General features: G+C 39.8%; 13 protein-coding genes. 10 read left to right on the top strand and 3 right to left on the bottom strand.

Annotation, left to right across the window (positions count from 1 at the left end; translation table 11 throughout):
- The first annotated feature begins 219 nt into the window (after positions 1-219).
- Both OLD84_RS14960 and OLD84_RS14965 read left to right on the top strand, forming a co-directional pair.
- Positions 220-1,209, top strand: coding sequence for a TIGR00341 family protein (locus OLD84_RS14960; RefSeq protein ID WP_209464168.1), 990 nt, complete (start codon positions 220-222; stop codon positions 1,207-1,209).
- A gap of 126 nt (positions 1,210-1,335) precedes the next feature.
- The gene (locus tag OLD84_RS14965; protein ID WP_209464167.1) at positions 1,336-1,758 is read left to right on the top strand and encodes a DUF3908 family protein; all 423 of its coding nucleotides are present in this window, start codon (positions 1,336-1,338) and stop codon (positions 1,756-1,758) included.
- A 109-nt stretch (positions 1,759-1,867) separates the two neighbouring features.
- Here the strand turns inward: OLD84_RS14965 and OLD84_RS14970 are convergent, their stop codons facing one another.
- Positions 1,868-2,422: a transposase gene (locus OLD84_RS14970; RefSeq protein ID WP_209464166.1), complete on the bottom strand. Its 555-nt coding sequence runs from the start codon at positions 2,420-2,422 to the stop codon at positions 1,868-1,870.
- A gap of 321 nt (positions 2,423-2,743) precedes the next feature.
- Between OLD84_RS14970 and OLD84_RS14975 the strand changes: the two genes are divergently transcribed.
- From OLD84_RS14975 to OLD84_RS14985, 3 genes are all read left to right on the top strand, one after another.
- A complete protein-coding gene (locus OLD84_RS14975; RefSeq protein ID WP_245301650.1) occupies positions 2,744-3,274 on the top strand; it encodes a hypothetical protein in 531 nt (176 codons plus the stop codon).
- Between the two features lie 814 nt (positions 3,275-4,088).
- Positions 4,089-5,318: an IS4 family transposase gene (locus OLD84_RS14980; RefSeq protein ID WP_264917220.1), complete on the top strand. Its 1,230-nt coding sequence runs from the start codon at positions 4,089-4,091 to the stop codon at positions 5,316-5,318.
- A gap of 294 nt (positions 5,319-5,612) precedes the next feature.
- Positions 5,613-6,227 carry a hypothetical protein gene (locus OLD84_RS14985; protein WP_209464461.1) on the top strand — a complete coding sequence of 205 codons (615 nt, stop codon included), beginning with the start codon at positions 5,613-5,615 and terminating at the stop codon, positions 6,225-6,227.
- Between the two features lie 42 nt (positions 6,228-6,269).
- Here the strand turns inward: OLD84_RS14985 and OLD84_RS14990 are convergent, their stop codons facing one another.
- Positions 6,270-6,734, bottom strand: a complete 465-nt coding sequence (locus tag OLD84_RS14990; RefSeq protein WP_209464460.1) for a VanZ family protein — start codon at positions 6,732-6,734, stop codon at positions 6,270-6,272.
- A 166-nt stretch (positions 6,735-6,900) separates the two neighbouring features.
- Between OLD84_RS14990 and OLD84_RS14995 the strand changes: the two genes are divergently transcribed.
- Positions 6,901-8,214 (top strand): lysine N(6)-hydroxylase/L-ornithine N(5)-oxygenase family protein, encoded by a 1,314-nt coding sequence (locus OLD84_RS14995; RefSeq protein ID WP_209464459.1) that lies wholly within the window; start codon positions 6,901-6,903, stop codon positions 8,212-8,214.
- Positions 8,215-8,666: 452 nt separating this feature from the next.
- Here OLD84_RS14995 and OLD84_RS15000 read toward each other — a convergent pair whose 3' ends face one another.
- Complete coding sequence (locus tag OLD84_RS15000; RefSeq protein WP_209464458.1) at positions 8,667-9,140, bottom strand: hypothetical protein; 474 nt, start codon at positions 9,138-9,140, stop codon at positions 8,667-8,669.
- A 575-nt stretch (positions 9,141-9,715) separates the two neighbouring features.
- On the opposite strand from OLD84_RS15000, the gene OLD84_RS15005 reads away from it, so the two are divergent.
- The 4 genes from OLD84_RS15005 (at position 9,716) to OLD84_RS15020 (ending at position 13,412) form a co-directional block, all read left to right on the top strand.
- Positions 9,716-9,991 carry a hypothetical protein gene (locus tag OLD84_RS15005; RefSeq protein WP_209464457.1) on the top strand — a complete coding sequence of 92 codons (276 nt, stop codon included), beginning with the start codon at positions 9,716-9,718 and terminating at the stop codon, positions 9,989-9,991.
- A 412-nt stretch (positions 9,992-10,403) separates the two neighbouring features.
- Entirely contained in the window at positions 10,404-10,748 is a 345-nt protein-coding gene (locus OLD84_RS15010) for a hypothetical protein (protein ID WP_209464456.1), read from the top strand.
- Positions 10,749-10,814: 66 nt separating this feature from the next.
- On the top strand, positions 10,815-11,447 hold the full coding sequence (locus OLD84_RS15015) for a gluconate 2-dehydrogenase subunit 3 family protein (RefSeq protein ID WP_209464455.1): 633 nt from the start codon (positions 10,815-10,817) through the stop codon (positions 11,445-11,447).
- A gap of 258 nt (positions 11,448-11,705) precedes the next feature.
- The gene (locus tag OLD84_RS15020) at positions 11,706-13,412 is read left to right on the top strand and encodes a GMC family oxidoreductase N-terminal domain-containing protein (protein WP_209464454.1); all 1,707 of its coding nucleotides are present in this window, start codon (positions 11,706-11,708) and stop codon (positions 13,410-13,412) included.
- Positions 13,413-13,429: the final 17 nt, after the last annotated feature.

The following is a 13,429-nucleotide window of genomic DNA, read 5'->3' on the forward strand; positions in this document are numbered from 1 at the left end:
TTCATTCTACACGTATTAGGAAATGGGATGCAATTTTGGTGGTTGGGAACAATAAGGCGACATGTGTTACTTACCCAGTAGAACACCTTTTAGAGTCTAGAGGCATACAGTTCGCTAGCCCGATTCGTTCTGTATGTGCCGAGTGATTTTCGTTCGATTCGACACAATATGACATAAACCGGGAAGTGACAGGCACCAAAAGCGAGAGAGGGATGCAGTATGGCTTTACAGTTGCTTGAAATTTATGCCCAAAAGCAGTTATTTGATATCGAAAGTATTCAGCGTGAATTTTCTGTTGTCTCCTATTGGATTGCTGATGAAACAGAAGAAAAGAGGCATACGCGAATTCTTGTAGAGACCAGTGATTCAGAAGAAATTCTTAATTATTTTGAAGAGCTAATTGGTGATGCGGACGCTTATCAGGTCATGTTATTGCCTGTAAAAACATACCTTCCTCGAGAGGAGGATGAAGAAGAGAACGATGAAAGCAAAGAAAAGGAACTGCAACGAGCTAGCAGGCATGAATTATATACAGCGGTTGAGGAGTCAAGTAAGATGAGTATCAGTTATATGTGGTTTATCTTTTTTTCCGCCGTTGTTGCTACGGGTGGAATTATAAAGAACAGTCCTGCCATCGTTATTGGAGCAATGGTGATTGCCCCTATTATTGGGCCAGTAACTGCTGTTTCATTCGCTTCTATTCTCGGGGATTTCAAGTTAATACGCAAAGCTACATATACATCTTTATTTGGTATCGGACTTCCTATATTTGTTGCTGCTTTATTTGGATTTTTCTTCAATCCGCCTATTTACAGTGATGAATTTCTCGCACGTACAGACGTTCAAATTATCGATGTTATTGTGGCGCTCGCTGCTGGTGCTGCTGGGGCACTTTCCTTTGTTAAACGGAATGAAGGAGCACTTGTGGGGGTAATGGTTTCGGTCGCTTTACTACCACCAGCTGTCGTATTTGGTATGACGCTTGGTGCAGGTGATTGGGAAGCAGCGATCGTCCCATTTATTCTAACACTGGTTAATGTTAATTCAATCCTCCTCTCTGCTGTCGTCGTTTTTTGGTTAAGTGGCATTAAACCAGTAAACTGGCAAGAATTACAACAGGCTGATAGCTCGCGTAAGTATTCGCTCTTGTTTATTTCCATCATATGTATTGTACTTATCACGGCGATCATTTTTATAAACTTCGTTTGATGTATTGTAAGGGTTAGGAGTCCTCCCCCTCTTCAGTTCGACAAAAAGTGATAAAAAGCGGGAAGTGACAGGCACCCCAAACAACGATATAATGGATGTTAAGAAAGTATAGGGGAGTGGAATGTGATGACCGAAGTGAACTTTGATTTTTTTACAAATTTGACCAATAGTGCCGATATTTCAGAAAGAGAACGATATAAGCCTTTAGTAGATATCATTAATACGTATATCGGAATAGAAAACATAGAAATATTTTACCCGAAATTTTTATTTGTTAATGATAGGAAATTAATGATTTTCGTTTTCCAACAAGAACAGGTTAGTGTCATAAAAGAAGTAGAAGATACTACTATTTCTTTAACCACCTTTAAATATAACAATTTAAAGGTAAGTGAAATTTATTATACTGGAGCCGAAGAGCCCGTAACATTAAAACTTGATTTCAACACTGGCGAATTCTTTCGACTAAACAACCAAACAGATACAAACAATACATGGACGGATCATTTTAAAAATAAAATTACAGCTATTTATAAATTAATAACATAAGGGTCGGTGCCTGTCACTTCCCGGTTTTTGTCGAAACCAAGAAGTGACAGGTGCACGGGCTGAATCCACCCTGTTTTATGGCCAATTGTATCTCCGGTAAAAACAGTTGTTAATCAGTGTCCCTTTTCTCCTCGACAAACTCCCGATATTGCCACTGCTTCTCCTTTACACTTCCCGAAAAGCAATCCAGAACAGTGCCCACCTCTAACAAGTAATTATCCTTGGAATTCAAGTAAAACTGGTAGCTACTCCAGGCGTAACTTTCTGGTCTTGGCACCATACCCGCTTCCATAGGGTTAAGATGAATATAACGGCTCACTTCCAACATGTCTTCTTGAGAATAAATGATTTTGGCAAAAAATCGCTTCTCAAACACATGCCCTGTTATGCCATTTTTCGTATTATAATAATCAGCATATCGTTTGTTTAGGAGCGACATCACTTTAGAAATGGGTTGGTTCTGGGAACGAATTTGTAGGTGAAAGTGGTTAGTCATTAAGCAATAGGAAGCAAGTTCAAATGGAATTTTCTCATTGATTGACGCTAGCATTTGAAGAAAGATAGTATAATCATACTCGTCTTTGAAAAGGAATTCACGCCGATTACCGCGGCTAATAACATGGTAAAACGAATCAGGAACCCAAATACGTTTCTTTCTAGGCAATAGCATCACCCCCTTTTTTGTGTTTTGTATTCTTGTAACTAGAAGATCAATCTCAGATTATATCGTTCACGGCAGAAAATCAAGATCGTATATTGCCATTTTACATTCACAAAATCCTCGCAACTAGAGGGGAAACGGAATTTTGTCTCCTATTTTGAAACAAAAATGAAAGAATCCGAGGGGGAGTGCCTGTCACTTCCCGTTTTTTGTCGAATATATACGTTTTAGGTTTAGTAGGTAAATAGTCTTAATCCGAGCACAAACTTGACTACATATGGTAATATTATGGTGTTCATTATATATTTCATAGGAGGAATTTTTTTGAAAAAACTAGTGTTTATCATGATAAGTTTCCTATTTATTTTAACTGCATGTGGTGAAGATAATGCTGTAGAAGTCACACTTCCAGCTTCGTTCATGGAAGCAGAAGAAATAGATATCGATTCGTTAACTGCTGATAGTGAAGAATCTGGAATTGAAGATGTAACCGAAAATAGCGATGGATCGGTTTCGTATGAAATGTCGGGATCCAAGCATGAGGAAATGATGACGGAGATTGAAAGCGAAGTCAACAACTCTATTGAAGAGATCGCGGACAACGAAGAATATGCTTCCATTCAAGATATAACTTCCAGCAACTCATTTTCTGAGTTTACCATGCTCGTAGATCAAGAGACATTCGAAAATAGTTTTGACGGATTTGCAGCAATGGCCCTTGGTGTCAGTGGTATGTTCTACCAATTATTTGATGGCACAGATGCAGATGACTATGCCGTGACCATCTCTATAGAAAATGCTGACACTGGTGAAGTTTTTGATACGCTCCATTATCCAGAAGACCTAGACGGCTAAATTGCAGAACAAAAGCGCAAGCGCCCGTTTAGCAACGTACAAACTGCGCTCAGCGCTGCGAGTGGTTCAACGTTGCCACGCAAAGTGGCGGTTTTAGTTGAACTTCCACTGCCACAATGAGATTAGATGAACTTGACTTATCTCCAATAATGGAGAAAGTCAAAGTGAATCTTATGCTTGGAAAGCGAAAAGGAAACATGCCCCATCATAGGGGTATGCCGACGCCTGAGCGCAAGCCCGGTTTTAGTCGGCCTTCCTTAAAACAAGTGAGTCGATGTTGACTTTCACCACAGGGCATAAGTGCGACTAAGCATCTGGCAGAGCCAATCGGCAAGTCTTCTTTTCACCCACAGGGCATAAGTGCGACTTTACTTCTGCCTACGCCTCCGGCTTGGCAATCAGTAAGTCTTCTTTTCACCCACAGGGTATAAGTGCGACTTTACTTCTGCCTACGCCTCCGGCTTGGCAATCAGTAAGTCTTCTTTTCACCCACAGGGTATAAGTGCGACTTTACTTCTGCCTACGCCTCCGGCTTGGCAATCAGTAAGTCTTCTTTATCGTAGTGGAGGTGTGTGAAGTTTGATAGTTGCTGGGCGCTGGAGCTGGACGTGGCTATTCCAGTGTATAAGTTATCCACAGCTTTTAAATTCTATAGTTTCCCACTAGCGTTGCATAAACTTTTCATACAAAAGTCAAGCGATTTATTTAGTTGAAAATTAAGAGTAATGGTAATTTTCACTTTAAAAATGCATAAAAAAACCTTATAATTAGGGTATGGTAGTCCTGTCCAAATCCCTAATTATAAGGAGCAACCATGGACAATAATACCATAAAAACTGTATTCAAGGAATACATTCATCCATTAGATTCAAAAGTAATTCAAAAAATGATTGACCACGTCGGGCTTGATAAGTATGTCAAAAAGTTCGATGTACTGGCATATACGAAAACTTTTATCTATGCACAACTAAAAGAACTAGATAATCTTCAGCGAGTAAGTGACACGATTAAACGTCAGAAAACAGTTCAAAGATTAGTGGGCATAGAAAGTATTAATAAATCACAACTTTCCCGAAAAAATAGGGAGATCCCACACGAAATGTTTGAGGTAATCCTCCATCATTTAATTCAAAAACTGCATCATACACTTGGACCGAGAATGGTAAGCAAAGAACTTGGAAAGCTTCATCTGATTGATTCATCAACCATTTCAATGTGTCTGAGTCAATATGAGTGGGCAGATTTTCGAGATACAAAAGCTGGGGTGAAGATGCATACCTCCATTTCCTTTTGCGATGATCTTTCTTACCCAAATAAAGTTATTCTTACACCGGCAAGACCTGCAGATGAAACACAGCTGGATGCATTGATTGTGCCGGATAAAAACGTGCTTCATGTATGGGATCGAGGCTATTTCAACTTTGATAAATTTGACGATTACTCGAAAAATAATATTCGTTTTGCTACACGCATTAAAAAGAATACGGTGGTACATGTAATCGAAGAATTACCCGTTGACAGTTCTTCTCCAATCACCCGTCATGCCATCGTGAAAATGGGAAACATGAAAAAACCAGTTCAATTAGTAGAAACACGAGACAGTGAAGGAAATCAAATTAGAATTGTGTGTAATGATGCGAAACTGAGTGCACAGGAAATCAGTGATATTTATCGTAATCGCTGGCAAATTGAACTTTTTTTCAAATGGGTAAAGCAACATCTCATTATCAAAAAGTTGTATGGAAAAAGTGAAAATGCCGTATATAACCAACTATACTTAGCTATGATTGTGTTCTGCTTAACGCTTTTGATGAAAAACAAAATAGGCTATAAAGGTACACTTATGCAAATGCTTCACTGGATTAGTGATTGCTGGTCTAAATCAATGACAACTTTTATTTCCAACGTATTCAAGGCACCTGAACGCACATCCAGTGGAAGACGACGGCAAGAGCACGAAAAAATCTTTGAAGAAACCTTAGCACAATACGAATCTGGAGATGTTTTGCACTTAGATGATCAACTATATGATCCAATTATTTAATGAATAGTATATAAAATTCAGAAAATGGATGAAGGGCTACCTTTAGCGCCTATTGTCTTTTTTTCATAAATAAAACAAAGTATATATCAGAAAATTGAGATATCCGTTATTGGGCCTGAAATTTAATAGTTGACTTTTTCAAAACTTTTTTATGCAACGCTAGTGATAGTTTCCTATACAACAACGAAAAGTTACCCATACGGATGACTTTTCGTTTTGTTTTTTTGGGGGACCCTAAGAATTGAACGGAACCTTTGTATGTGACAGTACCACGAAAACAAGGAGGCAATAACAATGGATGTTTGGTATGTGAGTTTTGGGTCAAACATTTTCCAAGAGCGATTTTTGTGCTATATAAATGGGGATCGGCCACATGGGTCCACTAAGAAAGAGACAGGTTGCGAGGATAAGACTCCTCCAAAGGCTAGTGAAAAAGTCGAGCTTGCTTATCCCCTCTATTTCTCGAAGGAACGAAGCAAATGGGGAGAAGGCGGCGTTGCTTTCATCGGTCACGAAACGATGAACAACACCATGACGATTGGCAGAAAGTATTTAATTACAGATGAACAGTTTATCGAAGTCGTCGCACAGGAAAATAACCAATATGACCTGGATATTGATCTGCATGACGTGATCGAAAAAGGACACAAAAGCGTCAACTCAGGTTGGTACGGCCGATTAGTATATTTAGGTGATAAAGATGGCTATCCCATGTTTACATTCACAAGCAATCAACCTATAGATGACACGACGTTCACCAAACCATCTGCAGCATATTTATCAACCATTACAAGTGGATTGCTGGAGCTCGGACTAAGCAAAGATGGCATTGTCGAGTATTTTCTTAATAAAAATGGAATAGAAGAAAATTTTACGAAGGAAGCATTAACGCATTACCTATTTTCATAGAAAAGCGCAGTGGCTGACTTCCACTACGTTCGACAAAATGCGCTAAAAACCGGGAAGTGACAGGCACCTACCTACCCGAGCTACTAGCCAATACACGCCAATTCCTACAGCGGTTCCGGCGGTATCGATGAGCACGTCTCTTACTTCCCCGCTTCTTCCGGGGATAAATAGCTGGTGCACTTCGTCTGAGATAGCATAGAGTACACCTATCAAAAGCGCCGTTATCATGCACCTATATCCACGCATACCGCTTCTCCTTAAGGCGTTCATGACAAGTATCCCAAGTACCAAATAGGCAAAGAAATGTGCATTTTTCCTCACGAAATGGTTAAGGTTACTTAAATCTAGATTTAAATTCGGAGCCATGCTCTCAACTGTTGTGATGATCGTGTTTGTTATTCCTGTACTCAGTTCGTTCGACTGGGTTGCTGGTTGATGGGAAAAGTAAAACAGTAACCCCATCCAAAGACCAACAGCAGCCCAGGAAATCGTTTTTTTAAATGGCATTATATGTAGTTCCTTTCTCGGTGCCTGTCACTTCCCGAGTTTTGTTATATTTTGTCGAATGTATTCCAACTCTTAGTATAAAGGGTACGCTGTACAGGCGCCACATATTTTTCTCATAAAACGGGTATAGTAAGAAAAACCAATATTACAGAGGGAAGTGGAATAGATGTCGAGAGAATTATACGATATTATTGGAATTGGTATAGGGCCTTATAACCTCGGATTAGCGGCTCTTCTTGAGAAAACACCTGAACTTGATGGTGTCTTTTTCGATAAAACTTCGAAGTTTGAATGGCACCCGGGAATGTTAATGGAGCGAATGAATTTGACAACCCCTTTTATAGGAGATCTTGTTACGTTTGCTGATCCAACTAGCAAGTTCACTTATCTCAACTATTTACACGAACATAATCGCCTTTACCAGTTCTATTTCTTCAGCAAGTTTGAAGTCCCCCGTCTGGAATATAACGATTACTTACAATGGGGCGTAGGTCAATTAAAACCGTTGCACTTCGGTTATGAAGTAGTAGACGTTATCGACCATAAAACAGCAAAGCAGCCTCATTATGAGGTGATCGTGGAAGACACTTCGACCAAAACTCGAACCGCTTACTTCACAAAAAATATAGTGATGGGGACTGGTAGTGAACCGATGATATTGGACGCGATGGAAGACCAGCCACAGGAAGATGTATTACATACGAGTCGATACATGTACGAAAAAGATAACTTGATTCAGTCTCCTCATATTACGGTAGTGGGCTCTGGGCAGAGTGCCATAGAAGTTTTCCTAGATTTGCTGAAGGAACAGGAAAATAAAGAATTTCAACTAACGTTATTCACACGCTCAAGCGGACTGTTTCAGTTGGAAGATGCCAAATTGGGCCAGGAAATGTTTTCGCCTGATTTTGTGGATTATTTCCATTCGCTTGATTTTCAGCAGCGCAATGACACCTTGGAAACGTTAGGAACACTGAGAAAAGGAATTAATCCAGATACATTAAAGGAATTATACGATACGCTTTATCATAAATCGATCGGGAAAAAGAAAGCGCCAGTGACGATCCAGCCAAATACAGAAGTAAAGGATATAAGTAAAAATAAGGACACGTATAGCTTGCAATGTCACCAGTGGCAAAAAGAAAATACATTTGATTATGAAACGAATAAAGTTATCTTAGCAACAGGTTATAAACCACATATTCCTACATGGTTCTATGATCGTTTTGAAGAGGAAGTGGAATGGGAAGACGACAAGCGTTATAAAGTTACCAGGGATCATCAACTCATATTCAACGATCAACGAAATCACCATTTCTTTACCTTAACAAATTTGGAGCATTCTCATGGTACAGAAGCCACAAATTTAGGTTTATCCGTTCAAAGAAACGTGCAAATCATCAACTTGCTTGCCGGACGAGAAGTATATCAAAACAAACGAAACACCATCTTTCAGCAGTTTGAAATGGAAAAAGATTGAGGGCGCTCGAAGCTGAATTACAGGAACCTTAATCGAATTTAGCATAAATAAGTGAAACGCAATAAAAAGCTGCTAGATCGAATCATGTTAAAAAAACACATTAGATCTAACAGCTTCTATAATATAATTCGACAAAACCCGGGAAGTGACAGGCACTTCTAGCTAACAGGCACTTCTAGCTAACAACAGGCTCTCCTAGCTAATCCTTTTTCTGGAAAATTGGTATATTTTTTATGAGAAAGAGCAGGATTGCGGCAACTCCTAAAAACACAGTAAGGTCTAAAAAAATGTTATTCTCTATGTTTAATAGGTAGAAGATGAGCCGATTCATTATACTGCTAAATAAAAGCAGTGTAAGCCCATAGATAAAATAACCCATTAAATTAATGTTGCGAATTGCATTTCCCATGTTACATACACACCTCGATTTAAATGGTTTTCTCTATATTGTATTAACCCCAAATATCACATGCTACTTGGGTAGCAGAATTATAGTACTTGTAATTATCACATAACCAGTTTACACCATAATCCAACAATCCTTCAATCAGCCATCCAGCAACTGCACCAGCCAAGAATGCTGCAACAACAGCAGGCCATGCTTGCGTGGTGAGATCTCCTTGCTTCACATCATAAAGCAATCCTTGTTGGTTCATCGTTAGTTTCTCGAAATTTTGTTGAAGTTGCGCAATCGTTTCGCTAGCAACTCCATCTTTTATCGCACGATCTTTATCGAAAAAATAGATTCCTTCCGCCTTATCCTTTTCAACGTATTCAATTAATTGCATAGCGGCATTTTTTTCCTCTTCAGCTGCATCTTGCGCATTTGCAGCTGATACAGCAGGGGTAACAAGAAGAATTAGCATGGACATGATTAACAATAAAGTAACAGGTTTTACAAGTTTACTTTCCATCATACTTTCCATCTGAACATCCCCTTTTTGTTTTTATAATCTGCTACAGTAGACTATATCACTTTAACCCCCTTCGTAGACTTTATTTAGCAAAAACAGGAAAAAATTCCTATTAACTAAAATGGCACTCCTGTAGCTTGATCACGTCAGCGACAGTTCCTTTACATTTTGAATTATTTTACGCTTTTATTTTTCAATCAAGCCTTTCGACGGGATGAAAAATCATCACTAGCTATTCCTCCTTATTAGTCATGGTGCTTTCTGCATACGTATACCTAAAAACGACAACACCCATGAAATGAAGCAACCTTGACTTCATTATTATCTTCTTTAGACGATCAGGCGTCTGCAAAATAAAATGATTATGGATCTAAGCTTTCTCTATAACAAAATTATTCTAGTGAAACTTAGTTTTTCCTCTTCATTTACACATCAATTTACTAGTTATTTGATTAAAAATGATATTTTTACATGATTACATACAGGAAAATTCAATCTTAAAGCTTAAGAATGGAGATTCATACAATTGCACCGCCTATTAAAACGTGGTATATTTTATTAATATCTATTGAAGGAAGGAGGCTATAATGATGAGCGACCAACTACTTCAGCAACTTGTGGATGAAATAAAAGACATTAAAGTTAGCATGGCTACAAAACACGACCTCGAGTCCTTTGCTACAAAAGATTACATTGACCAAGTAGAAACGAGGCTAAGCGAAAAAATCGACCGTAACTCTAATCAAATAGTTCGAAATACGGAGCACTTAAATGACCTATCTGAAAGCAGAAAGCGTCATGATAAAATTTTGGAGATCCTTTCTTTACGCTCTATTGAACAGGAAGGCGCGCTTAAAAGTTAGGACATGTTTTCTATGAAACCTTTTTGATTGTATATCCTCCATTCATTTAAAAGAGTCATTTCACCATTCTAAACAACTTAGACAATCCCATCATTAGACTTATTAATCTACCAATTAAAACCACATAAATGTCAAAAGGAGCCCTTTTTAAATAAAGGGCTCCTTCTTTACTTAGGCCAGGCGCCTGTCACTTCCCGATTTTTAGCCCATTTTATCGAAAATATGATGAGCCACAGGTCTGACTCAATCCATATGTACATTAATCGGATAGTACAACTTCCTCTAATTGATTTTACTCGACAGGAATACGTAATTCCCAAACGCGATTCCAGGTAAATCGGCGATTATACAATTAGTAGCATAATACAACCCCTCTATTACATACGTTTGGTTAAGAAAGGACTGAAGGCCAATGAGTGCTGCGTTCCAAGAGTTGCATCCCATACATTATATATATATTAACTTAGGTAGCATAGAACCATTACTCAAAGACTCAGAACCCCCTAAAAAGCAGTTACAGCATGATAAAATGAAAGGTGGAAACAATGCCTTAACTCTACCGGAAGTCGTATTTGATGAAGTAACAGGCAAATATCTAGTTGTCGGTGGGTATACATCATTTTACACATACCACACTACGTATCATGCTAATACACTCATCCCTTGCAAGATTTCCTATTCATTAACCGAAAATGAAAGGTACCTCGTCACGATCGATTGGTTAATAGAAAATAATGCACATGATTTATATACCTGACTGATTCGACAAAAAACGGGAAGTGACAGGCACCCAAAAAGGAACAGGCACCCAAAAAGGAGGTGAATGATTATTACTCAATCTCAAGCGTATATAGAGGCAACTTTCCAGGCTCTTACGGATGCTATACTCCCATCCACGCCGCAATACGGTTATGAGTATCCGTACAGCGCTTCGGATATGGGGGTTTATCAATTTGTTATTTATGCGTTGGATCACTACATTTCGGTTCAGCGACAACTATATCACACCATTATACCTCTCGCTTATCCTACAGCAATGATGTTAGATACCGCAGCAATACAGCTCGTGAATACACATCAAGTCCAAGCCTCTCCGCAAAGTTTTTTTCCAGGGGGACGAATGTTTTCTTGTCTTTCGCGGCAAGACCGAATTCGAGTGTTAGCTACACTAGAAAATCTAAACCTCGACCTTTATTTGTTGCCATCCCCTTATCAAAATAATGGCGGATTGATCAAACATATGACAGATGCACTGAACCGCTTTTCCATGCTAGGTTATTATTCCGAGTGGCCAGCGTATGGCTCTACACGTTTACTTCCACCAGAGAATCGACGACTCGAATTTTTCCCTTTAAATTGGCAGCTGATTGGTTATCCTGGTGTTTCATTGGGTTACCGTGATTTCCGTGGTTTTTTATTAAGCTATAAACAGGTAAAAGCTGCTGAAGCAAATTAGCTTTACTGTTTTAGCGGTTGTTCAAAAAGTCGGGCAAAAATGACACATCGAGCTTTCGACGCACAATTTTTTCGGTGGGGCGAGCATTCACGCGCAGCCCCAGGAAGGCTGCGACCCCATGCCGCCCCAGTTCTTTTTATCCTTCTTTTTGAACGTGCACTTTAAGGAAAATAGTATAAGAAAAATCAAAAGCTTTCGCCACTAATTCTCGGCGATGAGCCAAGAATTTTAAAAAACAGGCAGAAATGAGGATGAATAATGCAGATAGATTCTGATGTGATTGTTATTGGAGCTGGTGGAGGCGGCCCCGTTATTGCCAAAGAGCTTGGAGAATTAGGAATCGATGTATTGGTGCTTGAAGCTGGTCCTTGGTATGGAAATAAAAAATGGCCTGAACCGAATAAAAACCGTGGAGAGGCAAAAGAAAGTTCCAACCCCAACGATTTGGATGGTGCCCTCTATCGCAAACAGCTGACAAGACTTGAAGATGATATGAATGATTTAGTTACTGGTAAGTTCCGTTGGGGATCGGCTGACCGCAGACGCACACCTTGGTATCGCAACATCCCTGATCCCGCATTACTTTGGCAAAGTGCTGGCATCGGGGGGTCTACCATTCATTACTATGCCAACTCACTAAGGGCATTTCCCCATGCGATTGATAACGAGTGGCCGATTCGTTATAAGGAACTCGTCCCCTATTATGAAAAAGTGGAAAAAACATTACCAGTTGAATTTGCGCCAACAACATCGAAAGAAGCACTTTTTTATTACGGGGCCGAAAAGGCAGGATTTAGCCTTAATAAAACATTAGATGCAACGAGCCCTGGGTACCGTCCACAACCGAATGCAATTTTGCCACCGAATGAACATCTTATGGATCCAGCGTATTCTTTAGAAGAATTAAGTCATATGGAGGGTTGTACATTAAGTGGTCATTGCGGGCAAGGATGTCCATATGGGCCAACGCTTGAAAAAATGGCGAAACGCTCAACCAATGTCAGTTATGTTCCCCTGGCAATGAAGACAGGTAATGTGACGTTTAGGCCAAATACATTTGTCACGAAGGTAGTAACAGAGCATGGTGACAAGCGAGGTCAGCGCGCGGCAGGAGTCCAAATACGGGATACATGGACAGGTGAAACCGAAGAATTGCGCGCGAAAGTTATCGTGATGGCGGCAGGCTGTATTGAAACACCACGCCTTTGGTTGAACTCTGTATTACCTCATAATGACTGGGTAGGGCGCGGTATGACCACCCATTATATGGATACGGTAACAGGAACTTTTGATGAGCAAACATTAATGGAGATTTTAGGTAGCCCATCCGTTAATCCATTTGTTGGGCATACTTCAGGCGCACGGCTTGATTATCCCGGACTCGGTATGATTGAAAATCTTGGAGAAAGCCCGGGTCTGTCCGCTATGCAACTTTTCGGCTTCAGTCAATATGGCTATAACAGCCTTCGCGGGTCTGATTCAAGTTTATGGGAGCAACGCGGAAGACTCGTTGGTTCCGAACTGGAAGAAGCCATGGACGGCTACAGAAAATCACTCACACTTTTAATCGTCACCGATGACGAGGTAGATTATCAAAACAGAGTCGAGCTCGATTCCAATATTAAAGATGAACATGGACCGGTTCCGTTCGTACATTATACACCAACTGAAAAATCAATAAAGAGGAGAGAGGAATTAGTAAAAGTCGCCACAAATATGTTACGGCAATCAGGTGCGAATGAAATCCACCGAAGTGACCTGCCACCAAATTATTACATCCACATACACAGCACGATGCGGATGGGCTTTGTCGTTGACTCGTCTTGCGAAGCTTATCAGGTGGAAGGACTCTACATTGCCGACAATAGTGCTGATTATAATGGCCTTGGGGGACCTAACCCAACCTTGACGACACAAGCGCTCGCCACAAGGACTGCAGAACATTTAGCCAATAAATATTTTTAGCAGATAAGGAAGTTTTC

This window comes from Virgibacillus natechei (assembly GCF_026013645.1).
Classification (GTDB): Bacteria; Bacillota; Bacilli; order Bacillales; family Amphibacillaceae; genus Virgibacillus_L; species Virgibacillus_L natechei.

Bases quoted from the DNA above. Each gene is read 5' to 3' on its own strand.
- OLD84_RS15015 (WP_209464455.1), top strand. From the start codon at position 10,815: ATGATTATTACTCAATCTCAAGCGTATATAGAGGCAACTTTCCAGGCT.
- OLD84_RS15000 (WP_209464458.1), bottom strand. From the start codon at position 9,140: ATGGAAAGTATGATGGAAAGTAAACTTGTAAAACCTGTTACTTTATTG.
- OLD84_RS14965 (WP_209464167.1), top strand. From the start codon at position 1,336: ATGACCGAAGTGAACTTTGATTTTTTTACAAATTTGACCAATAGTGCC.
- OLD84_RS14980 (WP_264917220.1), top strand. From the start codon at position 4,089: ATGGACAATAATACCATAAAAACTGTATTCAAGGAATACATTCATCCA.
- OLD84_RS15020 (WP_209464454.1), top strand. From the start codon at position 11,706: ATGCAGATAGATTCTGATGTGATTGTTATTGGAGCTGGTGGAGGCGGC.
- OLD84_RS15010 (WP_209464456.1), top strand. From the start codon at position 10,404: ATGAGTGCTGCGTTCCAAGAGTTGCATCCCATACATTATATATATATT.
- OLD84_RS14990 (WP_209464460.1), bottom strand. From the start codon at position 6,734: ATGCCATTTAAAAAAACGATTTCCTGGGCTGCTGTTGGTCTTTGGATG.
- OLD84_RS14960 (WP_209464168.1), top strand. From the start codon at position 220: ATGGCTTTACAGTTGCTTGAAATTTATGCCCAAAAGCAGTTATTTGAT.
- OLD84_RS14985 (WP_209464461.1), top strand. From the start codon at position 5,613: ATGGATGTTTGGTATGTGAGTTTTGGGTCAAACATTTTCCAAGAGCGA.
- OLD84_RS15005 (WP_209464457.1), top strand. From the start codon at position 9,716: ATGATGAGCGACCAACTACTTCAGCAACTTGTGGATGAAATAAAAGAC.
- OLD84_RS14995 (WP_209464459.1), top strand. From the start codon at position 6,901: ATGTCGAGAGAATTATACGATATTATTGGAATTGGTATAGGGCCTTAT.